This window comes from Amycolatopsis eburnea (assembly GCF_003937945.1).
Lineage (GTDB): Bacteria > Actinomycetota > Actinomycetes > Mycobacteriales > Pseudonocardiaceae > Amycolatopsis > Amycolatopsis eburnea.
This window is the reverse complement of the sequence record NZ_RSEC01000058.1, coordinates 740,867-765,037: the sequence shown is the minus strand read 5'-3', so window position 1 is coordinate 765,037 and position 24,171 is coordinate 740,867. Positions and strand designations below refer to the sequence as shown.

22 protein-coding genes are annotated in these 24,171 nt (G+C 71.5%); 12 read left to right on the top strand and 10 right to left on the bottom strand.

The genetic code is table 11. The annotated features are described in order from the left end of the window. The first annotated feature begins 11 nt into the window (after window positions 1–11). Window positions 12–656 carry a DUF998 domain-containing protein gene (locus tag EIY87_RS29165; RefSeq protein WP_125313039.1) on the top strand — a complete coding sequence of 215 codons (645 nt, stop codon included), beginning with the start codon at window positions 12–14 and terminating at the stop codon, window positions 654–656. Beyond that, complete coding sequence (locus EIY87_RS29160) at window positions 653–1,444, top strand: alpha/beta fold hydrolase (RefSeq protein WP_125313038.1); 792 nt, start codon at window positions 653–655, stop codon at window positions 1,442–1,444. Before EIY87_RS29165 ends, EIY87_RS29160 begins: the two co-directional genes overlap by 4 nt. A gap of 31 nt (window positions 1,445–1,475) precedes the next feature. On the opposite strand, the gene EIY87_RS49140 is transcribed toward EIY87_RS29160, so the two are convergent. Further along, window positions 1,476–2,390: a cold-shock protein gene (locus EIY87_RS49140; RefSeq protein ID WP_125313037.1), complete on the bottom strand. Its 915-nt coding sequence runs from the start codon at window positions 2,388–2,390 to the stop codon at window positions 1,476–1,478. A gap of 101 nt (window positions 2,391–2,491) precedes the next feature. Here EIY87_RS49140 and EIY87_RS29150 point away from each other — a divergent pair, with 101 nt between their 5' ends. Both EIY87_RS29150 and EIY87_RS29145 read left to right on the top strand, forming a co-directional pair. Beyond that, window positions 2,492–2,980: an O-acetyl-ADP-ribose deacetylase gene (locus EIY87_RS29150; RefSeq protein ID WP_125313036.1), complete on the top strand. Its 489-nt coding sequence runs from the start codon at window positions 2,492–2,494 to the stop codon at window positions 2,978–2,980. Between the two features lie 28 nt (window positions 2,981–3,008). After that, window positions 3,009–3,656, top strand: a complete 648-nt coding sequence (locus EIY87_RS29145) for an HAD family hydrolase (RefSeq protein WP_125313035.1) — start codon at window positions 3,009–3,011, stop codon at window positions 3,654–3,656. Here EIY87_RS29145 and EIY87_RS29140 read toward each other — a convergent pair. After that, on the bottom strand, window positions 3,642–4,109 hold the full coding sequence (locus tag EIY87_RS29140; RefSeq protein ID WP_125313034.1) for an NUDIX domain-containing protein: 468 nt from the start codon (window positions 4,107–4,109) through the stop codon (window positions 3,642–3,644). The genes EIY87_RS29145 and EIY87_RS29140 overlap by 15 nt on opposite strands. Window positions 4,110–4,224: 115 nt before the next feature. Between EIY87_RS29140 and EIY87_RS29135 the strand changes: the two genes are divergently transcribed. Continuing rightward, window positions 4,225–4,656 (top strand): DoxX family protein, encoded by a 432-nt coding sequence (locus EIY87_RS29135; protein WP_125313033.1) that lies wholly within the window; start codon window positions 4,225–4,227, stop codon window positions 4,654–4,656. A 19-nt stretch (window positions 4,657–4,675) separates the two neighbouring features. Here the strand turns inward: EIY87_RS29135 and EIY87_RS29130 are convergent, their stop codons facing one another. The 5 genes from EIY87_RS29130 to EIY87_RS29110 all read right to left on the bottom strand — a co-directional run bounded on the left by EIY87_RS29130 (window position 4,676) and on the right by EIY87_RS29110 (window position 9,782). Beyond that, the gene (locus tag EIY87_RS29130) at window positions 4,676–5,278 is read right to left on the bottom strand and encodes a GTP-binding protein (protein WP_004561734.1); all 603 of its coding nucleotides are present in this window, start codon (window positions 5,276–5,278) and stop codon (window positions 4,676–4,678) included. Further along, a complete protein-coding gene (locus EIY87_RS29125) occupies window positions 5,259–5,630 on the bottom strand; it encodes a DUF742 domain-containing protein (protein ID WP_004561733.1) in 372 nt (123 codons plus the stop codon). Before EIY87_RS29125 ends, EIY87_RS29130 begins: the two co-directional genes overlap by 20 nt. Next, the gene (locus EIY87_RS29120) at window positions 5,627–6,040 is read right to left on the bottom strand and encodes a roadblock/LC7 domain-containing protein (RefSeq protein WP_125313032.1); all 414 of its coding nucleotides are present in this window, start codon (window positions 6,038–6,040) and stop codon (window positions 5,627–5,629) included. The genes EIY87_RS29125 and EIY87_RS29120 overlap by 4 nt, the downstream gene beginning before the upstream one ends. After that, window positions 6,040–8,538, bottom strand: coding sequence for a sensor histidine kinase (locus tag EIY87_RS29115; protein WP_125313031.1), 2,499 nt, complete (start codon window positions 8,536–8,538; stop codon window positions 6,040–6,042). The genes EIY87_RS29120 and EIY87_RS29115 overlap by 1 nt, the downstream gene beginning before the upstream one ends. A 587-nt stretch (window positions 8,539–9,125) precedes the next feature. Then, window positions 9,126–9,782 carry a transcriptional regulator gene (locus EIY87_RS29110; RefSeq protein ID WP_125313030.1) on the bottom strand — a complete coding sequence of 219 codons (657 nt, stop codon included), beginning with the start codon at window positions 9,780–9,782 and terminating at the stop codon, window positions 9,126–9,128. Between the two features lie 196 nt (window positions 9,783–9,978). On the opposite strand from EIY87_RS29110, the gene EIY87_RS29105 reads away from it, so the two are divergent. Beyond that, window positions 9,979–11,835 (top strand): AMP-dependent synthetase/ligase, encoded by a 1,857-nt coding sequence (locus EIY87_RS29105; RefSeq protein ID WP_125313029.1) that lies wholly within the window; start codon window positions 9,979–9,981, stop codon window positions 11,833–11,835. 91 nt (window positions 11,836–11,926) lie between these two features. Here EIY87_RS29105 and EIY87_RS29100 read toward each other — a convergent pair whose 3' ends face one another. After that, entirely contained in the window at window positions 11,927–12,823 is an 897-nt protein-coding gene (locus tag EIY87_RS29100; protein WP_125313028.1) for an SDR family NAD(P)-dependent oxidoreductase, read from the bottom strand. A gap of 383 nt (window positions 12,824–13,206) precedes the next feature. Here EIY87_RS29100 and EIY87_RS29095 point away from each other — a divergent pair, with 383 nt between their 5' ends. After that, a complete protein-coding gene (locus EIY87_RS29095; protein WP_263855634.1) occupies window positions 13,207–14,421 on the top strand; it encodes an MFS transporter in 1,215 nt (404 codons plus the stop codon). Between the two features lie 348 nt (window positions 14,422–14,769). Next, window positions 14,770–16,182, top strand: a complete 1,413-nt coding sequence (locus EIY87_RS29090) for a GGDEF domain-containing protein (protein WP_404800104.1) — start codon at window positions 14,770–14,772, stop codon at window positions 16,180–16,182. On the opposite strand, the gene EIY87_RS29085 is transcribed toward EIY87_RS29090, so the two are convergent. Then, on the bottom strand, window positions 16,160–17,053 hold the full coding sequence (locus EIY87_RS29085) for a hypothetical protein (RefSeq protein ID WP_125313027.1): 894 nt from the start codon (window positions 17,051–17,053) through the stop codon (window positions 16,160–16,162). The genes EIY87_RS29090 and EIY87_RS29085 overlap by 23 nt on opposite strands. A gap of 160 nt (window positions 17,054–17,213) precedes the next feature. Between EIY87_RS29085 and EIY87_RS29080 the strand changes: the two genes are divergently transcribed. The 3 genes from EIY87_RS29080 (at window position 17,214) to EIY87_RS29070 (ending at window position 21,822) form a co-directional block, all read left to right on the top strand. Beyond that, window positions 17,214–19,367, top strand: a complete 2,154-nt coding sequence (locus EIY87_RS29080; protein WP_125313026.1) for a phospholipase A2 — start codon at window positions 17,214–17,216, stop codon at window positions 19,365–19,367. Between the two features lie 143 nt (window positions 19,368–19,510). After that, the gene (locus tag EIY87_RS29075) at window positions 19,511–21,169 is read left to right on the top strand and encodes an LCP family protein (protein ID WP_125313025.1); all 1,659 of its coding nucleotides are present in this window, start codon (window positions 19,511–19,513) and stop codon (window positions 21,167–21,169) included. A gap of 182 nt (window positions 21,170–21,351) precedes the next feature. Continuing rightward, a complete protein-coding gene (locus EIY87_RS29070; protein ID WP_125313024.1) occupies window positions 21,352–21,822 on the top strand; it encodes a helix-turn-helix domain-containing protein in 471 nt (156 codons plus the stop codon). A gap of 65 nt (window positions 21,823–21,887) precedes the next feature. On the opposite strand, the gene EIY87_RS29065 is transcribed toward EIY87_RS29070, so the two are convergent. Further along, window positions 21,888–23,345 carry a flavin-containing monooxygenase gene (locus EIY87_RS29065; RefSeq protein ID WP_125313023.1) on the bottom strand — a complete coding sequence of 486 codons (1,458 nt, stop codon included), beginning with the start codon at window positions 23,343–23,345 and terminating at the stop codon, window positions 21,888–21,890. A 71-nt stretch (window positions 23,346–23,416) separates the two neighbouring features. Here EIY87_RS29065 and EIY87_RS29060 point away from each other — a divergent pair, with 71 nt between their 5' ends. Then, window positions 23,417–24,016, top strand: coding sequence for a TetR/AcrR family transcriptional regulator (locus tag EIY87_RS29060; RefSeq protein WP_125313022.1), 600 nt, complete (start codon window positions 23,417–23,419; stop codon window positions 24,014–24,016). The last annotated feature ends 155 nt before the right edge of the window (window positions 24,017–24,171 follow it).

Genomic DNA, 24,171 nt, shown 5'->3' with positions numbered 1-24,171 from the left:
CGCTGTCCCGCATGACCACCACCACGCTTCCCACCCCCGTCACCACGCCCACCCGCACGCTGCTGACCTGCGGAATCCTCGCCGGACCCGTGTTCGTCGGCACCGGCGTGCTCCAAGGCCTGACCCGCGCGGGCTTCGACTTCACGCGTCACCCGGCGAGCATCCTGGCGAACGGCTCGATCGGCTTCGTCCAGGTCGCGAACTTCCTCGTCACCGGCCTGCTGACCCTCGCCGCCGCGGCCGGCCTCCGCCGTGTCCTGCCCGGCAGATGGGGACCGAGGCTGCTGGCGGTCTACGGCGTCAGCCTGATCTGCGCGGGCATCTTCCGCGCCGACCCGCAGGACGGCTTCCCGCTGGGCACGCCCGCCGGCCCGCCGGCGTCGGTGAGCTGGCACGGAGTGCTGCACTTCGCCTGCGGCGGCGTCGGCTTCGCCGCACTGGTCGCGGCCTGCTTCGCGATCGGCTCGCACCTGCCGCCGGCCCGTGCGTGGTACTCGCGGCTCACCGGCGTGTTGTTCCTCGTAGGCTTCGGCGGCGTAGCGTCCGGCTCGGCGAGCCCGGTCGTCACGCTCGGCTTCTGGGCGGCCGTGGTGCTCGCCTGGACCTGGCTCGCCACGACGTCCGCCCACCTGATGCCGCGAGGAGAGTCCCGATGACCACGACGATTTCCGCCGACGGCACGAAGATCGCGTACACCCGCACGGGCACCGGCCCCGCGCTCGTCCTGGTCGACGGCGCGATGTGCTACCGCGGCTCGTCCCCGAACGACGCGCTGGCGAAGGAGCTGTCCGCGCACTTCACGGTGTACACCTACGACCGCCGCGGCCGGGGCGAAAGCACCGACACCGGCCCGTACGCGGTCGAGCGCGAGGTCGAGGACCTCGCGGCCCTGCTGAAGGAAGCGGGCGGCGAAGCGTTCTTGTTCGGCATCTCCTCGGGCGCGGCGCTGGCCCTCGAAGCGGCCCGCACCCTCCCGGCGCCGAAGCTGGCGCTGTACGAACCCCCGTTCGTGGTGGACGCCACCCGCCCCCGCGTCCCCGCCGACTACCCGGCCCGCCTCGACGCGGCGCTCGCCGAGGGCAAGCGCGGCAAGGCGGTCAAGCTGTTCATGACCGAAGGCGTCGGCCTCGGCGGCGCGACGGTGGCGATGATGCGGATCATGCCGTTCTGGTCGAAGCTCAAGAAGGTCGCCCACACGATCCCGTACGACACGGCGGTGGTGGGCGACCGCCAGGCGGGCGAGCCCTTGACGCCGTCGTGGCCGGAGGTGACGATCCCGACCCTGGTGGTCGACGGCGGCCGGAGCCCGGAGTGGATGCGCAACGGGGTGTCGTCGCTGGCGAAGGTGCTGCCGTCGGCGGAGTACGCGACCCTGCCGGGCCAGACCCACATCGTGAAGGCGGCGGCGCTGGCCCCGGTGCTGACGAAGTTCTACCTGGGCTGAGCGGCGATCAGCCGTCGGTGGGGCCGCCTCTTCAGAGGCGTTCGATGCGGTCGGCCTGCGGGCCCCGGTCGCTCTGACGCACCGCGTACCGGACCCGGTCACCCTTCCGCAGCGGCTCCGACCCCATGATCACGGACGCGTGGGCGAAGAGATCGTCGCCGCCTGCGTCCGGGGTGATGAAGCCGAAGCCGCGGTCGGCGTCGTAGCGCGCGACGACGCCCTCGCCGCCTCGTACGGGCACGTCCCGCGCCGCCGGCGCCGTCTGGGGCTCGGCGCCCCGGACCAGGTGCACGTCGCGGGCCTGCGGGCCCTTGTCCCCACTGGCCACCTCGTAGGCGACGCGGTCGCCCTCCGCGAGCCACGTCAGCCCCTCGGCCAGGGCCCGGACGTGCACGAAGACGTCCCCGGCGCCGGAGTCGGGGTTGATGAAGCCGAAGCCCTTGTCCTCGTCGTACCAGGCCACCGTGCCGTCGGCACCATCCGCGATACCGGCCGCAGCGGGTGAGCCGGCCCCTGCTCCCAGCGGGATCACGTGCCCGGCCTGCGGGCCGCGCTCGCCTTCGACGATCAGGAAGGCCACCCGCTGCCCCTCGGTGACCACGCCGCCGGTCACGATGGCGGAGCTGTGCACGAAGATGTCGGCGCCGCCGCCGTCCGGCGACGCGAAGCCGTACCCCTTGCCCGGCTCGTACCAGTTGATGGTGCCGAGCAGGCCCACGGCGCTGCCGGTGGCCGCATCGGCGGTGACGCGAACGCGCAGCGCCTGGGGCCCGCGGTCGTTCTCGCCGACCTCGAACACGACGGCCTGACCCTCGCGGAGCAGTTTCGCGCCGCCGTCCCCGACGATCTCGGAGGCGTGCACGAACACGTCCGGCGAGCCGTCCTCGGGCGCGAGGAAGCCGAAACCCCGTTCGGCGTCGAACCAACGGACGGTCCCTTGCGGCATCAACAGCTCCAGGTCGAGAGGGCGGGCACTGGCCCCCAGTCTCTCTGACAGACCTCGCGGTCCGTCGGCCGGGCCCAGGGGCGGGCCGGCTAGGCGACGGAATCCGGCTCGAGGTCGACGTCGTCGTCAACGCCGCCAACTCCTCGCTGCTCGGCGGGGGCGGGGTCGACGGGGCCATCCACCGCAAGGGTGGCCCCGAAATCCTCGCCGAGTGCCGGAAGCTGCGGGCCGGGCACTACGGGAAGGGACTCAAGACCGGGCAGGCCGTCACCACCACCGCCGGGAACCTGCCCGCCAAGTGGGTCGTGCACACCGTCGGCCCGGTCTGGTCCTCGACCGAGGACCGCTCGGAACTGCTCGCCGACTGCCACCGCAACGCCCTGAAAGCCGCGAACGACCTGGGTGCCAAGACCGTCGCCTTCCCCGCCATCTCCACCGGCATCTACCGCTGGCCCCTCGAGTCGGCCGCCGAGATCGCGCTCACCACGGTCCGCGCCGCCGACCCCGGCGGCATCCAGGAGGTCGTCTTCGCCCTCCGCGGCGAACAAGCGCTCCGCGCCTTCGAGGCTCGTCACACCCCACTTGCCTGAGCGATCACCGACCGGGCAGGGTGCAACCGTGCCCACCCGCGCCCTGGTTTTCGACTTCGACGGCACGCTCGCCGACACCGAGTCCGCCGTCCTCCAGTCCTGGCAGGAGGTCTTCCGCGCACACGGGACCGAGCTGCCGCTGGACGCCTGGTACGCCGTCATCGGCACCCAGCACACCACGCCCGCCATGTTCGCCCTGCTCGCCGAGCACGCGCCCGGCATCGACCCCGAGGCGCTGCGGCCGAAGTCCAAAGCCCGGGTCTTCGAGCTGCTCGAGACCCTCGGCCCGCGCGAAGGCGTCGAGACCTACCTCGAGGCCGCCAAGGACCACGGCCTCAAGCTCGCCGTCGCCTCCAGCTCGTCCGGGGCCTGGGTCAACCCGCACCTCGAACGGCTCGGCATCGCCCGCTACTTCGACGCCGTCCTCACCGGGGACCGGCACAAGGCCAAGCCCGACCCCGACCTCTACCTCGCGGCGCTCGAGGCTCTCAAGACAAACGCGAAAGAGACGATCGCCTTCGAGGACACCCCGCACGGGGTCACCGCCGCCAAGGCCGCCGGGCTGACCTGCGTCGCCGTGCCGAACGCCATCACCGAGAGCCTCGACTTCGGGCAGGCCGACGTCGTGCTGCCGTCCTTCGCCGCGAAACCCCTCGAGGCGCTACTCGGCGACTGACGCCAGCAGGCGGTCGAGGAACGGCAGCTGGCCCTTCACCAGCTTCTCGCGGGCTACCGCCAGCGAAAACCACGCCACCCGGTCCACCTCGGGGAACTCCTGCTGACGACCCGAGCGCGGCGGCCACTCCATGGTGAACGTCCCCGGCACGACCGCCGCCGGGTCGACGTCGCCCGCCACCGCCCACGCCGTGACGACCTTGCCGCCGGACTGCTTCACCTCGCCGAGCGGGACGTACTCCCCGGACGGCGCCGGCAGGCCCAGCTCCTCCGTGAACTCGCGCCGCGCCGCGGCCTCCGGCTCCTCGTCCGGATCCAGCTCACCCTTCGGCAGCGACCACGCCGCCGCGTCCTTCTTCGCCCAGAACGGCCCGCCCATGTGCGCGAGGAGCACTTCGAGGGTCTCGCCCCGGCCGCGGTGGACCAGGAGCCCGGCACTGCGTTTGCCCGCCATCGGCCCAGTCTGCCGAAACCCGCCGAAAAAAAATCCGCCGGGGTTGTCGATCCGGGGAGAAGCCACTCGACGCGTAGGCAGAAGGCAAGGAAGAACCCAGGGAAGGAACCCCGCGATGACCACCACCACCGCCCGCGAAACCCAGCCCGCCACCACCGCGAAGACCCAGGTCACCGGCATCGTCACCGGCGTGAGCCGGATCGTGATCTCGTTCCTGTTCGGCTTCCACGGCCTGCAGGGGTTCGGCTTCTTCGGCGGGATCGACGGCCAGGGCGGCGGCGTCCCGTTCGGCTCGTTCCCCGGCTGGTGGGGCAGCGTCCTCGAACTCGCCGGCGCCCTGCTGCTGCTCGTCGGGCTCGCCAGCAGGCCGGCCGCCATCCTGCTCTCGGGCGTGATGGCCTACGCCTACTTCACCGTGCACGCCCCGATGGGCCTGCTGCCGCTGCAGAACATGGGCGAGCCCGCCGCGGTCTACTCGTGGATCTTCCTGCTGTTCGCCGCGATCGGCCCGGGCCGGTTCGCGCTCGACAACCTGCGCAAGCGCTGACCGAAGGAGCGCGGTCCGGTCAGTAGCCACCCTGGGCGGCTGCGAGATCGGACCGCGCCATCACGTGTTCCATCAGGCTGGTCAGCACCTGCTTCGTCGACTCGCGCTCACGGGCGTCGCACAGCAGCAGCGGGACGTCCATGCCGACGTCGAGCGCCTGCCGGACCTCCTCGGTGCCGTAGCGGTACGCGCCGTCGAAGCAGTTCACGCCGACGACGAACGGCAGATTGCGGCGCTCGAAGAAGTCCACCGCCGCGAAGCAGCTGTCGAGCCGCCGGGTGTCGGCCAGCACGACGGCGCCGAGCGCGCCTTCGGCCAGCTCGTCCCACATGAACCAGAACCGGTCCTGCCCCGGGGTGCCGAACAGGTACAGGATCAGGTCCGGGTTGATCGTGATGCGGCCGAAGTCGAGCGCGACCGTCGTCGTGGTCTTCTGCTCGACGCCCGAGAGGTCGTCGACCCCCTCGGACGCGGTCGTGATGACCTCTTCGGTCCGCAGCGGCGGCACTTCGCTCACCGAGCCGACCATCGTGGTCTTGCCGACCCCGAACCCGCCGGCGATGAGTACCTTGACCGCGGTCGCGGTCAGGTTCCGCCGGGGATCAGAGTTTCCGGATGCCATCAAGGACCGCCTGCAATACGTGTCGGTTGGGGGTTTCCTGGACCGGTGCCGCGGTACGGAACAGCACCAGGTTCTGCTCGATGAGGTCGCTCAGCATCACCTTCACCACGGGCAGCGGGAGGTCGACCCGGGCGGCCACCTCGGCCACCGAGACCGGCCGCTGGCACAAGGCGATGATGCGCGCGTACTCCGGTTCGAGCATGCCCGCTTCGTGCGCGGTGCGCAGGGCGACGACGAGCGTGATGAGGTCGAGCCCGAGCGTGTCCGACCGGGTGCGGCCGCCCGTGACCGCGTAGGACCGGACCAGGGGCCCGGCCTCGTCGTCGAACCAGGCCTCGTGCCGCGCGCTCACGACGACGTGGGCTGGACGCCGGCCCGCGGGGCCGAGGTGAGTACCTGCCCGACCCGCTTCACCATCAAGTTCATCTCGTACGCGACGAGGCCCATGTCCGCGTCCTCGCGGGCGAGCAGGGCCAGGCACGCGCCCCGCCCGGCCGCCGTCACGAACAGGAACGCGTGGTCCATCTCGACCATCGTCTGGCGGACGTTGCCCCCGCCGAAGTGCCGCCCGGTCCCGCGCGCCAGGCTCTGGAACGCCGAAGCCACGGCGGACAGGTGTTCGGCGTCCTCCTCGGAGAGGTTCCCCGATCGCCCGATGAGCAGGCCGTCCGAGGACAGGACCACCGCCCGGTCCGCCCCGGCGACCCGTTTGACGAGGTCGTCCAGCAGCCAGTCGAGCTCGTGGGCGCCTGAGTTGACCATTACTCGCGCTCTCCGTACCTGTCGTCGTTCTCGGGAAACTCTTCGTCACGGGCCCGGCGGGTGCCCTGCTGGAAGGCGGACAGCCTGCTGCGGGCGGCCTCCGGGGAGTCCAGCCGCACCTCTTCGCGTTCCTGTGCGGGCTTATCTTCCCGCAACTGCGGAACGAGGTTCTGCTGGCGTCGCCGTTGGGGCAGCGGCGGGCGGCCGGGCGCCTCCGGGCGGCGCGGCTGCTGCGGCCGTCCTTCCGGCACGGCGGCCCGCGGTTCCTGCGGCGGCCACGCCGGCTGCTGCGCGGCCGGGCGGGCCGGGCGCGCGGTGCGGTTCGGCGGGGACGGCGGGCGGACCGGGGCCACCGGCTGCGCCTGGGTCGGCTGGCTCACCGGCTCCGAGACGGACCCGACCGGGACCGGCGTCGGCGCGGACGGCGGCTGGGCCGGGGCGGACGGCGGCACGGCGACGGGCTGGATCGGAGGTGTCGCCGGGGCCGCGGCGGGCGGCTCGGTGCGGTGCCGGGCCGGGCGGCGCTGCGGCCGCATGAGCGGCGCGACCTCGTCGTTGCCCTGCTCCGGTTCGACCGGGTTCGGGACCAGCTCCGGCTTCGGCGGGGTGATCGGCTGCTCCGGCTCGGTCTCGGCGAGCGGGGCCAGCAGGTCGGTGCGCACGAGCACGATGGCCCGGGTGCCGCCGTACGCGGACTCGCGCAGGTGCACCTGGATGCCGTGCCGCGCGGCCAGCCGCGCGACCACGAACAGGCCGAGGCGCGGCTCGTCCGACAGCGCCATGATCCCGAAGTCCGGCGGGTCGGCCAGCATCCCGTTGATCTCTTCGGTCTGGTCCGGCTCGAGCCCGAGGCCCTGGTCCTCGACCTCGATCACGACGCCCTTGCCGACCACGTTGCCGCGGATCTCGACCCGCGACTGCGGCGGCGAGAACGACGTCGCGTTGTCGATCAGCTCGGCGAGCAGGTGCACGAGGTCGCCGACGACCGGGCCGCGGATGGCGATCTGCGGCAGCGCCGCCGTCTTCACGCGGGCGAAGTCCTCGGTCTCGGCGGACGCGCCGCGGACCAGCTCGGCCAGCCCGACCGGGTTGCGCCACTGCCGGCCCGGCTGCCCGCCGCCGAGGATGATCAGGTTCTCGGCGTTGCGGCGGGCGCGGGTGGAGAGGTGGTCGAGCTGGAACAGGGTGTCCAGCTGCTCCGGGTCCTCCTGCTTGCGCTCGGCCTGGTCGAGCACCTTGAGCTGGCGGTGCACGATGACCTGGCTGCGGTGGGCGATGTTGAGGAACACCGTCTTGGTGCCCTCCTTGACCTTCGCCTCGTCGATGGCGGCCGCGATGGCGGTCTGCTGCGCCTTGTTGAACGCGTCGGCGACCTGGCCGATCTCGTCGGTGCCGTGGTCGAGGAAGTGCCCGCCCTCTTCGAGGTCGACCGGCTCGCCGGCCTGGACCCGGGCGACCAGCTCGGGCAACCGGACTTCGGCGGCGTCGAGGGTGTCCTCGCGCAGCCGGTGCAGCCTGCCGATGAGCCGGTTGGACAGCCGGACGGCGACGAACACCACGAAGACCGCGAACAGGACCGCGATCACACCGGCGATCAGCGACTCGGTGAACGTCGAGTCGGCGTCCTCGATGGCGGCCTGGCTCGCGTTCGAGCTCTGCGCGACGAAGATGCCCATCAGCGCGTCGCCGACCTGGCGGGCGGCGGTGCGCCACTGGTCCTGCGCCACCGGCAGCTTCGTCAGGTCACCGCGCAGGAAAGCGGTTTCCACCTGGGTCACCGTCTGCCACGGCTGGCTGGCCAGCAGCTGGTCGTACTTGGCCTTGACGTCGGGGATCATCTTCGGCGCCGACGCGTCGAGCTGGGCGTGGTAGGCACCGACCTGGCCGACGTAGGCGCGGAAGTCGTCGTTCGTCAGCCCGCCCGCGGCGAGCCCGGCGGCGGCGAGCGCGTCACTGCGCTGCATCGCGTCGGCCGCGGTGAACAGCGGGATGGCGGTCAGCCGGTCGAACGCGTTCTGCGCGCCGCGGGCGTTCTGCGCCAGCCCGGCCACCCCGTCGGTGAACTGGTCGAGCATCTTGTTGTAGAAGGCGAAGGCCTGGCTGATCTGGATCTGGCCGCTGTCGACCGCCTGGCGCGTCTGCGGCAGCTGCTGGAAGACCCCGAAGAACGTGGCGATGTTCTTCTGGACGCTCGGCGGGGTGTCGCTGTAGTCCGCGAAGTTGTCCCGGAGGTTCTCGATCTCCTTCGCGGCGGTCGAGTCGACCTTCGGGCGGACGGCCGCGAGCACGGCCCGCTGGTTGCCCTGCCCGGCGAGGAGGCTCAGCGTCGCTTGGCGCTCCTGCTGGAGCGCGGCGAAGAACGGGATCGCCGGGGCTTCCGAATTCCGGATGCGCGTGGTGTAGTCGCGTGCGGTGACCGCGTCGTAGATCAGGTAGCCCGCGAGGGCCACGCCGACCAGCAGCAAGGCCACACTGGGGATGAGCGCGATCGTGAGCACGCGCTTCCGAATCGAGGATCCCCGGTTGCGTCGAAGAGAAATCTGCTTCACCTGGGTCCGTTTTCCTTCCGGCAGTACATGGTTTCGGGTCGCCCGAGGCGGTCAACACCCGGATTCCGACCAGCCGGATCAACATCACCGTGGTCTGCTTCGCCCGCGACGACGGTATGCAGCCGCTCAGGGCGCGTCAAGTCCGTGGCGAGAACGTGATCTTGAGACGGTGACCCGTCCACACTTGCTGCCTGCGCTTGGAAAGTCCACCACCGAAAGTCGTGACGTTCGTCCCAGGTCGACTTCCGTTCCACCGCAGGGATGCACGCTGGTACCGGTTGCGATCCCCGCGCCGGGCCCGGCCGGGTCCGCTACGTACGAATCCGCCGGACGGTTCGGTGAGAAAGGTCACGGCCGCGCGCGGCCGGCGGCGCACCACCACTTCATCCGGGCGGGATGGCTTCCCCAAAGCGGAAATGCACGGCGCCGGCGGAGCACGCCGCGGATTCCCCGGACCGCGCGCCGGAATTTCCGCAATTCCGCATCCGCGCTCGCACGAACACGCCCCGTGGCGCCGGTACCGGTTCCGCGTGCCGTCAGCCCGGGAACTCGTCCGCGAGGGTGTTCCAGAAGAGCAGTTCGTAACTCTGGAACAGCCGCGCGTAACGGCGGGCCTCGGCCTTGTCGAGCCGGTGCGCGTCGAGGCCCGCCTGGACGGCCGCGAGCGCTTGTTCTTCGATTTCAGGAACGTCCGCAGCGAAAAAGTCGAAGAACGCGCACTCGGTGTCGGTGAAGCCGTAGTGCCCGCGCATCGCGGTGGCGACGTCCCGGCAGTACCGGCCGAAGGCGGCGAAGTTCGCGAAGATCCCGGCCACCGCCGCCGCCGATTCGCCGTTGAGCGCGAGCCACGCGACGTACGCCGGGTACGCCTGGCAGCCCGCGCGCGGCAGCTCCTTCCCGTGGTCCGGACCTGTCGCCGCGAGCAACGGGTCCAGCATCGCGTTCGCCTGCTGCTCCCCCGGCGCGAGACCGCCGAAGAACGCGCGCGCGTTCGGCTCGTCCGCGCGGGCGGCGAGCGCGTGGAAGCTCCGCCAGTCGGATAGCGTGATCAGCTTTTCTTCGGCGGCGAGCGCGGCGAACACCGCGCGCGGCGCGCGTCCCGAGGCGATCAGCGGGACGAGCCGGTTGTCGCCGTCGCGCGGCGCGAGTTCGGCTTGGATCCTGTCGAGCAGTTCACGAGCGGACCGCGTCATCGCTTCCCCCTGGAGTCCGTGGTCCCTCCATTGAAGCGCGGTTCGCGCGCGGCCGCCCGTGTACACAGTGGACGGTCGTGGGCGCCTGACCGGGATGTCCGTTCCGACGGCGACGGTTGACGTGGCCGCGATTCTCTATCCACCTCGGCCGGGAGCCCCTACAGTGTGGCCATCCGGAGCACCGAGGAGGCCAGCGTTGACCACCCCGTCCGTCGCCGAGCAGACCGAAGGCCAGACGATCCCGCGGTTGCTGCACCGCAACGCGGCCGAATACCCGGACCTGCCGGCGATCACCTCGCTCGACATCGAAGGCCGGCCGACGCTGAGCTGGCTGGAGTTCCGCACCGCGATCGCGGAGGTCTCCCGCGGGCTGGCGGGCCTCGGCCTCGACGCGGGCGACCGCATGCTGATCATGGCGCCCGGCTGCCCCGACCACATCATCGCCGACCTCGCCGCGACGCACCTGTCCGCGATCCCGTGCACCGCCTACGCCACGCTCAGCCCGGAGCAGATCCGGTTCGTCGCGCGGCACAGCGCGGCGCCGGTCGTGGTGCTCGGCGGCGAGACCGAGCTGGCGCGCTGGCGCCCGGTGCTCGACGACCTTCCGGCGCTGCGCCGCGTAGTGGTGATGGACGAAACCGCGATTCCGGAAGGCGACGGCCGGTTCGTCTCGCTCGCCGACGTGCGGACGTGGGGCCGGGAAGCGCTTGCCGCCGACCCGGAGGCGTTCGAGCGGTCGTGGCAGGGCATCAAGCCGGACGACCCGCTGTCGATGATCTACACCTCGGGCACCACCGGCGACCCGAAGGGCGTCGTGCTGTCGCACCGCAACGCGATCCACCAGGCGTACGCGGTCACCGAGCTGCACCACCCGCCGATGCACGCGACCAACATCGCGTACCTGCCGCTGGCGCACATCGCCGAGCGCGAGCTGTCGGTCTACCTGCCGATCGTGTGGGCCGGCCACGTGCACACGCTCGCCGACCCGACCGCTGTCGCCGGCGCGCTCGGCGAGGTGCACCCGCAGAGCTTCTTCGGCGTCCCGCGCGTGTGGGAGAAGATGGTCGCCGGCCTCAAGAACATGCTCGGCAGCGTCCCCGAAGACCGGCGGACGGCGTTGCTGCAGGCGAACGAGCTGCTGCAGCAGGGCTACAAGCTGCGCAGCGCCGGCCAGGAGGTGCCCGCCGAGCTCGCCGAAAAGATCCGGCAGGCCGACGAAACCGTGCTGGCGCCGGTGCGCGGCCTGCTCGGGCTCGACAAGCTGCTGGTCGCCTCCAGCGGCGCGGCCGCCCTCCCGGTGGAGATCATCTACTTCCTGGCCGGCCTCGGCGTCGAGATCTGCGAGGTCTGGGGCCTGTCGGAAACCACCGGCGCGGCGACGTCGAACTCGGCCACGGCCTTCCGGGCGGGTTCGGTCGGCAAGCCGCTCGACGGCATCGAGGTGAAGGTCGCCGACGACGGCGAGCTGCTGGTCCGCGGCCCGATCGTCTTCCTCGGCTACCTGCAGGAGGACGGGACGATCCAGGACGCGACCGACGCCGACGGCTGGTACGCGACCGGCGACATCGGCACGATCGACGAAGACGGCTTCGTGACGATCACCGACCGCAAGAAGGAACTGATCATCACCTCGAGCGGCAAGAACATCGCGCCGACCCGCATCGAGGGCCTCCTCAAGGAGCACCCGCTGATCGGCCAGGCGGTCGCGATCGGCGACGACCGCCCGTACGTGACGGCCCTGATCGTCCTCGACGACGAAATCGCCCCCGGCTGGGCCGCGGCGAACGGCGTCGAGGCGACGCCGGAGGAGCTGGCCACCCACCCGGCGGTCCGCGCGGAACTGGAGCGCGCGGTCGAGTCGGCGAACAGCAGGCTGGCCCGGATCGAGCAGATCAAGCGCTACCACGTGCTCCCGAAGGCGTGGACGCCCGAGTCCGGCGAGCTGACCCCGACGCTCAAGCTCAAGCGCCGGGTCATCAACGACCGCTACGCGACGAACATCGAGGCCCTGTACGCGGCAACCCGCGACCCAGAACCTGCCGCCGGCGCCTGACCGACCCGCCACTTTCCCTGAGAAAGATGCGTCCGAGGGGCCCTCGGACGCATCTTTCCTAGGGAAAGCTCGGCTTTGGAACGCAAAGTGGTCAGGCGGTGCGGGGCGAAGTGTCGGTCCACTTGCGCAGCCGCGGCGGGACGCGCTTCTCCAGGCCGTAGTTCTCCAGGTGCGCTGAGAAGACCTCGTCGAACGCCTTCTGCACGGTCTCGGTGTCCCACACCGGCCGCTCCAGGATCGGCTGCTTGAGGAACGGCTGGCCCATGACGTGCAGCTGCGGGCCGTTGCACCGGATCATCTGGCCGGTGATGCCGTGCGAACCGTCGCCGAGCAGGAAGAGCACGACCGGCGCGATCCGGGCCGGCGTGCGGTCCGGCGGGCAGGCGCGCAGGGAGCGCTCGGACTTCCACACCATCCGCGTGTGCGCGAGCGGGCAGACGGCGTTGACGCGGATGCCCTGCTCTTCGAGGTCGAGCGCCCACGAGTAGGTCAGCGACGCGACCGCGCCCTTGCTCGCCGCGTACACGCCGAGCTTGCGCTGGCCGAGCGAAGCGCCCGACGAGATGTTGACGATCGAGCCGCCGGTGCCCGCGCCGACCATCGCCTTGATCGCGGCCAGCCCGGTGTTCACCACGCCCATGACGTTGACGGCGACGAGGTCGCGCGCCTGTTCGGCGTCGTCTTCCCAGGGCAGCGCCTCGTAGTTCAGCCCGGCGTTGTTGACCAGCCCGTCGATCCCGCCGAACTCCTTGACGCACAGGTCGACGATCTCCTGCGCCTGCCCCGCGTCGGCCACGCTGTGCCCGCTGGCGACGGCCCGGCCGCCGTGCGCGCGGATGTTCTCCGCGGTCCGCTCGGCCAGTTCGACGTCGATGTCGTTGACGACCACCGCGCCGCCCGCACGGGCGACGTGCACCGCGAACGCCTCGCCGAGGCCCCGGCCGGCGCCGGTCACCACGACCGCCTTGCCCTGCATCAACCCGTCCATCGTCCACTCCCCGCTCTGCGGCGCCGGCGGCGCGCGTCCCGTCCACCCCGGCCGGCTCTGGCTCCAGTGTTGGCCCATCCGGCCCAGCCGGGCAGCGTCCCGACGACGAGCGGCGGCCGCCCTGCGCCGAGCGAATCCGGTTCGATCAGTCCGGAGGTACCCGCGGGCCGGTCACGGTCACCGTCCGCCGCCTCTCCGGGGTGTGACCGACCGGCCCCTCGACGGGGTGAGTGACGTGCGTTCCGAGGACATCGGGGCGTAGCCGGCGCCATACTGTTAGTGCTTCCGGGAGGTCAGCGGTGACACCGCCGGACGGGGTCGTCACTGGCGAGGCACAATGCGGACGATCCATATTCACTCGATCGGGGGACGGTGGTTACGAGGTGACGACGCGCGCGACACCGCGGCTGCGGGCCGTTCTGGCCAACCGCGAGTTCCGCGCGCTGTGGTTCGCCGAAACCCAGTCGATGCTCGGCGACCAGCTCACCATCGTCGCGCTCGCCATCCTGATCTTCGACCGGACCGGCTCGCCGCTGCTGTCGGCCGTCGTCTACTCGCTGACGTTCCTGCCCGCGCTCGCCGGCGGGCTCGGCCTGTCCCAGCTCGCCGACCGGTTCCCGCGCCGCGCGGTGCTGGTGACCGGCTCGCTCGCCCAGGCCGCGCTGATCGGGCTGATGGCCGTGCCCGGCATGCCGATGGGCTGGCTGTTCGTCCTGTTCGTCTTCGCCCGGCTGGCGAACGCGCCGTGCAACGCGGCGCAGAACGCGCTCGGCCGGGAGATCTTCACCGACGACGACGTCTACCTGCAGAGCCAGGACCTGCGCGGGATCACGAACAACACGGCCATGCTGGCCGGGCTCGCCGCGGGCGGGCTGCTGGTCACCGGCATCGGGACGTCGTGGGCGCTGGCGATCGACGCGCTGACGTTCCTGGTCGCCGCCGTCGCCGTGCGGCTGATGGTGCTGCGGCGCCCGGCCGCGGGGAACGGGAACGCGCCCTGGTTCGGCGCCGTGAGGCAGGTTTTCGGCGACGAACGGCTGCGGGTGCTGCTCTACCTGTCCTGGCTCGTCGGGCTGGCGGTGATCCCGGAGGGCCTCGCCGCGCCGCTCGCGGCGCAGCTGGGCGCGGGTGACCAGGCGGTCGGCTGGCTGCTGGCCGCCGATCCGCTGGGTTTCGTGCTCGGGACGTTCCTGCTGTCGCGGTTCGTCTCGACGGAGCACCGCCGCAAGCTGCTGGGTGTGCTGGCCGCGTTGCCGCTGGCCGCGCTGGCGGCGTTCGCGCTGCACCCGAACCTGGTGCTCGCGCTGGTCCTGCTCGCGCTGGCCGGTGCGACCGGCGCGTACGTCATCACGGTGTCGGCCACGTTCATCACGTGGGTGCCCAACGACATCCGGGGCAGCGCCGGCGGGCTGTACCGGACCGGGCTGCGCGTCGCCCAGGGGGTGGGCGTCGGCATCGGCGGGCTGGTCGCCCAGGCCCTCGGTTCCGCGAACGCGACGATCGCGCTCGCCGGCGCGGTGGGACTGCTGCTGGCCGTCCCGGTCGGGTTCGCCTGGCGCCGGGTGGGCGGCGGCGAGCCGGGACGACGGCTGCTATGAGCCGGGGGTTCAGAGGTCACGGTTGGCCATCGGGAGCCACCTCTCCGTGCGGTCAAGATCATGAATGGTATTCAGCCGGTCACAGGTCGCGGTTGCGCACGGTTGCCACCTCTCTGGGTAAACGGGGAGGACAATTCGACGACGCATCAGAGATCGCGGTTGGTCAACGGTGCCACCTCCGTGTGGGGAGCCTGAAGATGCTTTTGGTCCGCGTTCCCGGCAGTTCCACCGAGGACTCGGCAGTTCCGTTGCAGTGGGATGGTACCCGCCAACGGAATGCGTGAACACTCTGGCAGGTACCGATGAGATTACTCAACACCCGAAGTAGGCTGGAAAGGAGGTGACCAATTGCATCCCGGACCAGACGACGCCGCGACGGGCGGCGGCGAACCGGCGGCGGGCGACCGGCCGCGGCCGCCCTCGCCGCCCGAACAGCCGGACCAGGTGACCACGCCCGGTGGTCCACCCGGGACGGTCTGGCGTGACCACCCGTACTCGCCGCGGAACTGGGCGCTCTGGCGGCGCCGGCCGCGCGTCGTGGCGTTCATGCTGGGCACCGAGGCGCTCGCCGTCGCCGTTATCGCGATTTCACTCGCCTATTCACAGGCGCTCGTTTCGCGCGATTGGCTGAATTTCGGAATCCTCGCCGCCGGCGCGACGGTGCACATCCAGCTGACCCAGCGCCAGGAGGAAAGGCGCCGGAACCGCAAAAAGACGGTGCTCATCGACCTCACCGCCGTGTGGACGTTTTCCGCGGCGATGATCCTGCCGGTTCCGCTGACCCTCCTGGTTATCGTGGTCGTCCGGATCCAGCATTGGTTCATCGCCCGCCGCCCGGCCCACAACTTCATTTTCTCGTCGATCACGCACGGTTTCGCGGCCGTGCTGGCGCACCTCACCTACACCGCGCTCGGCCCCCATTTCCTGGGCACCGGCTGGGGCGACTTCCTCGCCGAGTTCGGCGCGATCGTGCTCACCGCCGCGATCTACGAGGCGATCCAGATCTGCTACGTCGGCGGGGCACTGGCGCTCGGCATGTCCTCCGAACCGACGCTGCGTAACGTCCTGGGCAGCCCGGCCGACAACATGCTGGAAGCGATCACCGTCGGCCTCGGCGCGGTGACCGCGATTCTGCTCGCCGTCGTCCCGCCGATGGTCGTGGTGATGGCGGTCGCCACCGTGGTCTTCAATCGGCTCGCGGAACTGGACCAGCTGCAGAACGACGTCCGGACCGACCCGAAAACGGGCATTCTCAACATGCGCGGCTGGTCAGAGTCGGCGCAGCGTGCGCTCGAACGGACCGCTCGATCGAGTGATCAGCTGGCACTCCTGATGGTCGATCTCGACCACTTCAAGTGGATTAACGACACCTATGGACATCCGGCGGGTGACGACGTGCTCCGCACCGTTGCGCAAACGCTGGACGAAGTGACGAGACCGAGCGACTTGGTCGGCCGTTTCGGCGGTGAGGAATTCCTCATTCTGCTCCCGGACATCGACGAAGAGGCCACCTGGGACGCGGCCGAGCGGATACGCGTCGCGATTGCCAAGTTGCACATCGTGACCACGGACAAACGCGGCGACCCGGCGACGATCGCCGACCGCACGACCTCGATCGGCGTCGCCCGCCACCCCCGCCACGGCGACACCCTCGACCGCCTCCTCCAGTCGGCGGACGCGGCGGTCTACCTGGCCAAGGAGAACGGCCGCGACCAGGTCTGCTTCGCCCCGGACACGCTCACGCCCCCAGCCGCACCGTGAGCTCGAGCTTGACGAGCACATCGGCGCAGGCCCGAGCCGCGGTGGGCGCGAGCCGCAGCAGCTCCCCGCGGTAACCGGCCGACTCGAGCCGCAGCACGCTCGCCGCGGGCGCGGGCCGCGGGTGGCACCAGTGCCGCACGACCCCGGTCCCGGCGGCGTCCTTGGCGAGGAGGAGGTACTCGTGCCCGAGGTCGTCGGTTACGCGGCCGAGCCCGTTCCACCAGAGCGCGCGGAGGGTCAGCCCGTCGTCGTCGAGGGAGAGGTCGACGGGCGGATCGGCCTCGATGTCGACCCGGAAGCCGAGCCGGCCGAGGTGGAGCGAGCGGACTTGGAGAACAGCGTCTCGATTCGGTTTTGGCCCGATGCTCTCGGCAGGCCACCCCAGCCCTGGATCCAGCCGCGGCACCACCGCCGCCACCACCAGCTCCGCCGCCCGCCGGCCGTCCTCCGGCCCCGGCACCAACGGCACCCCGAGCAGCTCATCCACCAGCAGCCGGCACCCGCTCGCCCCAGCCCACCCCAGCGCCGCCGCCCGCAACCCCGGCTCCCTCCGGAGCCGGTCCAGCAACCTCCCGCGCCCTCGGCTGTACCGGGCCGCCCGCACCAGCCGAGCCGCTTCCGGACACCGCCCGTCCGGCCCGTACACACCCGTCATCGCCCGGCCTAGCGCGCTTAGCTGCCCCGCGAGCACCACCCGCGCGACCGCGCCCGGGTACGCCCGCGCCAGCTCGGCCGGCGACCGCGACCGCAGGGCCCGCGCCAGCGCGCGCAGGTCCGGGTTCCGGGGTTCACGCAATTCCGCGCCGGGAGCCAGCCGGCGCAACGCTCGCACCGTGTTCTCCACCGGCAGGCCGGGATCGGTCGAGGTCACCGCACGCCCTCCTCGTCCCCCTGGCACCAGCGTCACCGATCCGGGGGCGGGCGGGGAAGGGGAGATCGGGCGGCCGATCGGGCAGCTTAGGGGAAACCCGCGCCCGCACACTGGGGTTGTCCCCATCCCGGGCCGGCACCCGGGCTGGCACCCTGGACCCATGCCAGCCGAGCCCGAGCCGCCGCGTCGCCGCCGACCCTGGTCGACGTCCGGGTGGCTGCTGCTGGTGCTGCTGGTCGTCTTCGCGTTCGGGCTGATCGCCTCGCGGCCGCCGTCGCCGCCCGACCAGGGGCCGCCGACCGGGGACGTGCTCGCCGCGCAGAACGCCGTCGACGCGCTCGTGCACCCCGGCCCGCACCCCGACGCCCTCGCGCTGCTGCCGAAGGACTTCACCGCCCTCAGCGGCGTCACCCCGGGCGCGATGACCGCGCGCGACGGCACCGTCCGCGCCGTCCACACCGACGGCGGCTGCTCGACGCCGTGGGGCGACGACAACACCAAGTGGGACTACGCCGTGCCGTGCAAGGCGCACGACCTGGGCTACGACCTGCTGCGCTACGCCGACCGCAAGGGCCACCCGCTCGGCCCGGAGGCCAGGGAGGCGCTGGACGACCGGCTCTCCTCCGACATGCACCACGCCTGCGACCTCAACCCGATGAACTCCGCGTTCACCTGCCGGGTGGTCGCGTCGCTCTACTCGGCCGGTCTGGTCGTCAACTCGTGGCACCAGCGCTGGGGCCCGCCGGTCGGCGACCCGATCGGGCCGATGGTCGCCGGGGTGCTGGTGATCGGCTGCCTGCTGGTCTTCCGGTTGCGCGGCTGGCTGCGGGCCCGCCGGGAACCGCGCCGGACCGCGCCCGCCGCGGCACCGGCCGACGTCAGCCGGTGGGCGCTGCTCGGCGCCGCCGGGGTCGTCCTGCTGCTGCTCGGCGAGTCCGTGACGGCGCTGGCGCACTGGGCAGGCGCCGCCGAGACGGCGTGGTGGCCACTCACCTGGCTCACCCAGCTCGCCCCGCTGATCTTCTTCGCCGGCGGCCACGCCAACGCCGCCGGCTGGCGCGCCGAACGCGAACGGGGCGGCGGCTACCGCCACTTCCTGGCCGAGCGCGCCAGCCCGCTGCTGCGCCCGGCGCTGATCTTCGCCGTCGTCGCGCTGCTGACGCCGCTCGCGCTCGAGCTGCTCGGCAGCCCGGCCGGGACGACGGCCACGGTCATGCGGATCGCGCTGCACCCGCTCTGGCTGCTCGGGGTCTACCTGCTGACGATCGTCTGCGCGCCCGCGCTGCTGGCGCTGCACCGCCGGGTGCCGGTGACCGCGGCCGCCGGCCTGCTCGCCCTGGTCGTCGGCGGCGAAGTGCTGGCGAACGCCACGGGTTCGCCCCTGCCCCGCTACGCGGCGACGTTCGCCCTCGCCCTCCTCGCCCAGCAGCTCGCCTTCGCGCACGCGGACGGCGTGCGCCCGTCGCGGCGGGTGCTCGCACTGGCCGCCGCGACCGGCGTCGCGGGCCTGGTCGTGGCGAGCGTCCTGCGAGCCGGGCCACCCGTCCTGCTCGGCAGCCCCGGCGCCCCGGCGGCGTTGTCGGCGCCGCCGTGGGGCGTGCTGCTCCTCGGCCTGGTCCAGCTGGGCCTGCTCGGGCTCTTCGCCGTCCCGCTGGCCCGGCTCGGCCGCCGTCCCGGCGTCGTCACCGCCTGCCGGTTCGTCCTGCGCGCGCCGATGAGCCTCTACCTGGCGTTCCTCGCCGCGATGCTGCTGCTCGTCGCGGTCGTGTACCTGCCGGGGCGGATCGCCGACGGTCTGAGCTGGCTGATCCGGCCGCGGACGCTGGTCGCGGTCGGGCTGCTCGCCGTGCCCGCCACCCTGGTCTTCTGGTGGTTCGAGCGGCACACCCACGGGGCACGGGCCCCGCGCGCCGCCGAGCTGCCCGGCCGCCGGACGGCGGTGCTCACGCGCGCCGCGGCCGCGCTCGGCATCGGCTACGCGACGCTCGGCGTGTTCGGCTTCGCGCTGACCCGGTTCGGCGGGGTGGCCGCCGACGCCGACCTGCTCGGCCTGCGGCTCGACCCGATCCAGAGCCTGGTGCACCTGCTGCTCGGGGTGTTCCTGCTGCACACGATCCGGATCGGCGCGGGCGCGGCGACCGGCACCTGGCTGGCGACGGCGCTCGCCTGCGCGCCCTCCCTGCTCTTCGCCGCCGACGGCAGCACGCCGGGCTTCCCCGGCGTCACGCTGCACGCGGTGACGGCGGCGTTCGCCCTGCTCGCGGCGGCCGGCACGCTGCTGCCCGCCAGACGTCCGGCGAGCGCGGCGTCCTGACCAGGCGAAAGCATCGCACCTGCGGGAAACTGGGTGGTGCATGACACATTCGCAGGGGGATGTGTAACGCTACGGCAACCCGGGGCGGGCACCATGCGTCCCAACCCCAGGACCACCGATCGAAGCAGTGAGGAGTCGCCCGCGTGGATCACCCGCCTCGGAACGGGCAAGGCGGCCGCCGCCCCGCCCGGCCCTGGCAGGACGAGCCCGGCCGGCGCACCCCACCGCCGTCCCGCCGCCCCGCGCCCCGCCGCGAGCCCGCGGACGCCCGCCGGGCCGGACCGCCGCCGCGCCGTCCCCAGCCGCGCCCGGTCGCGCGGGGCCGCCGCAACTCGTTCCGCGGCGCGAAGATCGCGCTGGCCGTCGTCTCGCTGCTGGTGATGGGCCTGACCGGGTACGCGTGGGCGGCCATGCAGGGCCTGGTCAACGGCCTGAACTACGCGAACGTGATCAGCGACGGCGGCGGTGGCGACAAGCCCGCCGACGGCGCGCGCGACATCCTGCTGGTCGGCCTCGACAGCCGCACCGACGCCCAGGGCAACCCGCTCTCGCGCGAGGTGCTCGACGAGCTGCGCGCCGGCGACTCCGACGGCGAGCTCAACACCGACTCGCTGATCTTCGTGCACATCCCGAACGACGGCAGCAAGGCCGTCGCGATGTCGCTGCCGCGCGACTCCTACGTCGAAATCCCCGGCTACGGCAAGCACAAGATCAACTCCGCCTACGCCAGGGCGATGCTGCAGGCCCGCAAGGACCTGCAGAAGGAGGGCGTCACCGATCCGAAGGAGCTCGACGTCAAGGCCAACCAGGCCGGGGCGAAGGAGCTCATCGCGACCATCGAGAAGCTCACCGGGTCGACCATCGACAACTACGCCGCGGTCAACCTGCTCGGCTTCAGCGACATCACGAAGGCCATCGGCGGCGTCGACGTCTGCCTGAACAACGACGTCAAGGACCAGTACTCCGGCGCGAACTTCAGCAAGGGCCAGCACACGATCTCCGGCGTCGAGGCGCTCGAGTTCGTCCGGCAGCGCCACGGCCTGCCCAACGGCGACCTCGACCGCGTCGTGCGCCAGCAGGTGTTCATGGCGGGCATGGCGCGCAAGGTGCTGTCGGCGGGCACGCTGACCAACCCGTCGAAGCTCAACGACCTGATCGACGCCATCAAGAAGTCGGTCGTGCTCAACCAGAACTGGGACATCTTCGGGTTCGCCCAGCAGATGAAGGGCCTGACCGGCGGCCAGCTCGAGTTCCGCACCATCCCGGTGAAGAACATCGAGTACAAGACCCCCGAAGACGGCACGGCCATCCAGGTCGACCCGGCCGAGGTGAAGCAGTTCGTCCAGAGCCTCGCCGGGCCGCAGCCGGGCCAGACCGCGCCGCCGGCGCAGCAGGCCGACCCCGCGAACAAGGCGACCACGGTCGACGTCCGCAACGCCTCCGGCAAGACCGGACTGGCCGCGAGCGTCGCCAAGACCCTCGAAGGCAAGGGCTTCACCTCCGGCGACACGGCGAACGCGACCGCGCGCAAGACGACGGTCATCTGGGTGCCGAAGGGCGGCAAGGACAAGGGCCAGGCCGTCGCGGACGCGCTGGGCGGCTCGCCGACGATCCAAGAGGACAAGAGCGTCCAGGCCGGGCACGTGATGGTCTTCCTCGGCGCCGACTACGAAGGCCCGGCCGGCGAGGCGAACTCGGGCGCCGGTGCCGGCGCCTCCAGCGCGCCATCGTCGCAGGCAGCGGCGCCGCCGGCCGACACGGAGAAGCCGATCACCGCCGAAGGCGTGCCCTGCGTCAACTGACCCGCTCGCCGGGACCCCGTTAACCCGTTCGGCCTAACTCGCGCAATCGGTATCAAAGACATGCCCGAATTCGCGTAAGGGCCGAGCTCCCGCGCACTTACATACACGTGAGGGTGCACCTGCACGGGAAAGTTGTCACAACCGTACGGGTGCCGTGGGAGCGCACGGCAGGGGAAATTGATGTGCTGATCGACGGCGAGGAGTACCAGCGGATCCTCGGGGACGAGCTCCGCAAGCTGCGGCGCAGCCGCGGTTGGACGCGCAAGGAGCTCAACCAGCACCTGCAGAGCGAGATTTCGCTGCAGACGCTGGCCACCTACGAGCTGGGTACCAGACAGTGCTCCGTCGTGCGGCTGGTCGAGCTGTGCGTCGCGATGGACGAGCTGCCCCAGGACCTGCTGGCCAAGGTGCACCGCCGGGTGTTCGTCGACGAGCCCGGCCGGGTCCGCGTCGACCTGCGCAAGGTCGTCGCCGACGAGTCCGTCGAGCTGCTTCCGCTGCGCCGCTGGGCGGAGGACCGGCTGCGGCAGGCCGGCGACCACGGCGGCGCCGAGATCGCGCTCGACCTCCCCGCCCTGGAGCGCATGGCCGAGCTGTGCGAGCTGCCGACCGTCGAGCTGATCGCCCGCCTCCGCCGCTACGTCTCCCGCTGATCCCGCCCGGTCGTGAGTGTTCAGTCGGGTTCTAACCCGCCTAAACACTCACGACCGGCGCAGCGTCAGCCGACCAGGAAGTCCTCGCGCCGCACCTTCCGGGTGTCCAGCCAGTAGCGCCAGGTGAAGCCCGGCCAGATCGTCCGGTTGACGCCCTTGGCGTCCAGGTACCAGCTCTTGCAGCCGCCGCGCGTCCAGATGCCCTTCGCCAGCTTGCGCTGGATCGCGGTGTTGAACCGCTCCTGCACCTCGGGCTTGGGTTCGATGGCCTTCCCGCGGGCCAGCCGCAGCGCCTCCGCGACGTAGGAGACCTGGGCCTCGATCATGAACACGACCGAGTTGTGCCCGAGACCGGTGTTCGGGCCGAGCAGGAAGAACAGGTTCGGGAAGCCGGCGACGGTGATCCCGAGGTGCGTCCGCATCCCCTCGGTCGCCCACTCCTTGCCGAGGTTGCGCCCGTCGCGGCCGACGATCTCCAGGTCGTCGAAGGCGTCGGTGACGTGGAAGCCGGTGCCGTAGATGATGACGTCGGCTTCGTGCTCCACCCCGGCCGCGTCGACGACGCTGTGCTCGCGCACCTCGCGCACGCCGTCGGTCACCACGTCGACGTTGTCCCGCGCGAGCGCCGGGTAGTAGTCGTTCGAGATGAGCACGCGCTTGCAGCCCATGGTGTAGTCCGGCGTGACCTTACGCCGTAAGACCGGGTCGGTGATCGCGCGGTCGATGTTGCGCTTGGCCAGCCGCTGCCCGAGCTTCATCACCCACGACTGGCCGTTGAAGCCGATCGCGCGCGCTTCGAGCAGCCAGTACAGCAGGTTCCGGTAGGCGCGCTGGGCCGGCGGGAACGCCTTGAACAGCGCGCGGGTGCGCCCGGACATCTCGTGGTCGGCCTTGGGCATGATCCACGGCGGCGTCCGCTGGAAGAGCGTCAGCTCCTCGACCTCGGGCGCGATCTTCGGCACGAACTGGACCGCGCTGGCGCCGGTGCCGATCACGGCGACCTTCTTGCCCTTCAGGTCGACGTCGTGGCGCCACCGCGCGGAGTGGTAGGCCGGGCCGTCGAACTTCTCGATGCCCGGCAGCTCCGGGATCATCGGCAGGTGCAGCGCGCCGACCCCGGCGACCAGCGCGTTCCCCACGAACTCGTCGCCGCCCCTCGTGGCGACGTGCCAGCGGTTCCCTTCGGCGTCCCAGCGGGCGCCGGTCATCTCCTGGCCGAACCGGATGAAGCGGCGCAGGTCGTGCTTGTCGGCGACCTCGCGCATGTAGCGCCAGATCTCCGGCTGCGGCGAGTACGCCCGCGACCAGCCCGGGTTCTGCTCGAAGGAGAACGAGTACATGTGCGACGGGATGTCGCAGGCGCACCCGGGGTAGCTGTTGTCCCGCCAGGTGCCGCCGACGTCGTGGGCCTTTTCGAGGATGACGAAGTCGTCGCGCCCCTCCTTGCGCAGCTGGATCGCCATGCCGAGACCGGAGAAGCCCGTCCCGACGATGACGACGCCGGTCTCGGTGCGGTTGCCCATGGCGCCTCCCGGTTCCTGTTACCCGTCGTCCATCTTACTCAGAGTAGGTTACTGCCGGTAGAGTGTTGCCCATGACGACCGCGAAGCGCAAGCGCATGCCCCGGGCCGAGCGCGAACGGCAGATGATCGAGGTCGCCGAAGAGGTCTTCGCGGCACGCGGCTACGCGGCGGCGTCGATGGACGAGATCGCGGAACTGGTGGGCGTCTCGAAGCCGATGCTCTACGAGTACTTCAACTCGAAGGAAGGCCTGCTGCTGGCCTGCATCCGCGAGTCGCGCGCGGTGCTGCGCACGGTCACCGAGCAGGCGACGGTCGGCGCGACGACGGCCGAAGACGCGCTGCGCCGCGGCCTGCTCGCGTTCTTCGTCTTCATCCGGGAGCGGCGCCAGGCGTGGTCGCTGCTGCGCCACGAGATGGCGCTGATCGGCACGCCGGCCGCGGACGAGGTCGAGGAGACCCGCCGCCAGCAGACCGACCTGATCGCCGCGCTGATGAGCGGCTACTTCGACAGCGAGGACGAGCTACGGGCCGAAGCGGCCGCGGAATTCGTGGTCGGCGCCTGCGAACGGCTCGCGATCTGGTGCGAAAAGCACGACGAAGTGGACCCCGCGACGGCCACCGAATACGCCATGGACGTGCTGTGGAGCGGCCTGCGGCACCGTGCACGGTAGCCTGCAAGTGCATTAGGCCATTCGGTCGTTACTCGCTGCTGTCGTGTCCTGTGACACAGAGTTGCTCTACGGTATCGAAGTCACGGTAGAAAGTGTGCTGGACTTTTCGCAGCCGAGAGGGGGCGTGGGTTCCGCGTCATGGGAATGCGGTAGCC

What these genes read in the sequence shown, in the direction of transcription:
- EIY87_RS29165 (WP_125313039.1), top strand. Translation starts at nt 12, where the DNA reads ATGACCACCACCACGCTTCCCACCCCCGTCACCACGCCCACCCGCACG.
- EIY87_RS29160 (WP_125313038.1), top strand. Translation starts at nt 653, where the DNA reads ATGACCACGACGATTTCCGCCGACGGCACGAAGATCGCGTACACCCGC.
- EIY87_RS49140 (WP_125313037.1), bottom strand. Translation starts at nt 2,390, where the DNA reads ATGCCGCAAGGGACCGTCCGTTGGTTCGACGCCGAACGGGGTTTCGGC.
- EIY87_RS29140 (WP_125313034.1), bottom strand. Translation starts at nt 4,109, where the DNA reads ATGGCGGGCAAACGCAGTGCCGGGCTCCTGGTCCACCGCGGCCGGGGC.
- EIY87_RS29135 (WP_125313033.1), top strand. Translation starts at nt 4,225, where the DNA reads ATGACCACCACCACCGCCCGCGAAACCCAGCCCGCCACCACCGCGAAG.
- EIY87_RS29130 (WP_004561734.1), bottom strand. Translation starts at nt 5,278, where the DNA reads ATGGCATCCGGAAACTCTGATCCCCGGCGGAACCTGACCGCGACCGCG.
- EIY87_RS29120 (WP_125313032.1), bottom strand. Translation starts at nt 6,040, where the DNA reads ATGGTCAACTCAGGCGCCCACGAGCTCGACTGGCTGCTGGACGACCTC.
- EIY87_RS29110 (WP_125313030.1), bottom strand. Translation starts at nt 9,782, where the DNA reads ATGACGCGGTCCGCTCGTGAACTGCTCGACAGGATCCAAGCCGAACTC.
- EIY87_RS29100 (WP_125313028.1), bottom strand. Translation starts at nt 12,823, where the DNA reads ATGGACGGGTTGATGCAGGGCAAGGCGGTCGTGGTGACCGGCGCCGGC.
- EIY87_RS29080 (WP_125313026.1), top strand. Translation starts at nt 17,214, where the DNA reads ATGCCAGCCGAGCCCGAGCCGCCGCGTCGCCGCCGACCCTGGTCGACG.
- EIY87_RS29065 (WP_125313023.1), bottom strand. Translation starts at nt 23,345, where the DNA reads ATGGGCAACCGCACCGAGACCGGCGTCGTCATCGTCGGGACGGGCTTC.
- EIY87_RS29060 (WP_125313022.1), top strand. Translation starts at nt 23,417, where the DNA reads ATGACGACCGCGAAGCGCAAGCGCATGCCCCGGGCCGAGCGCGAACGG.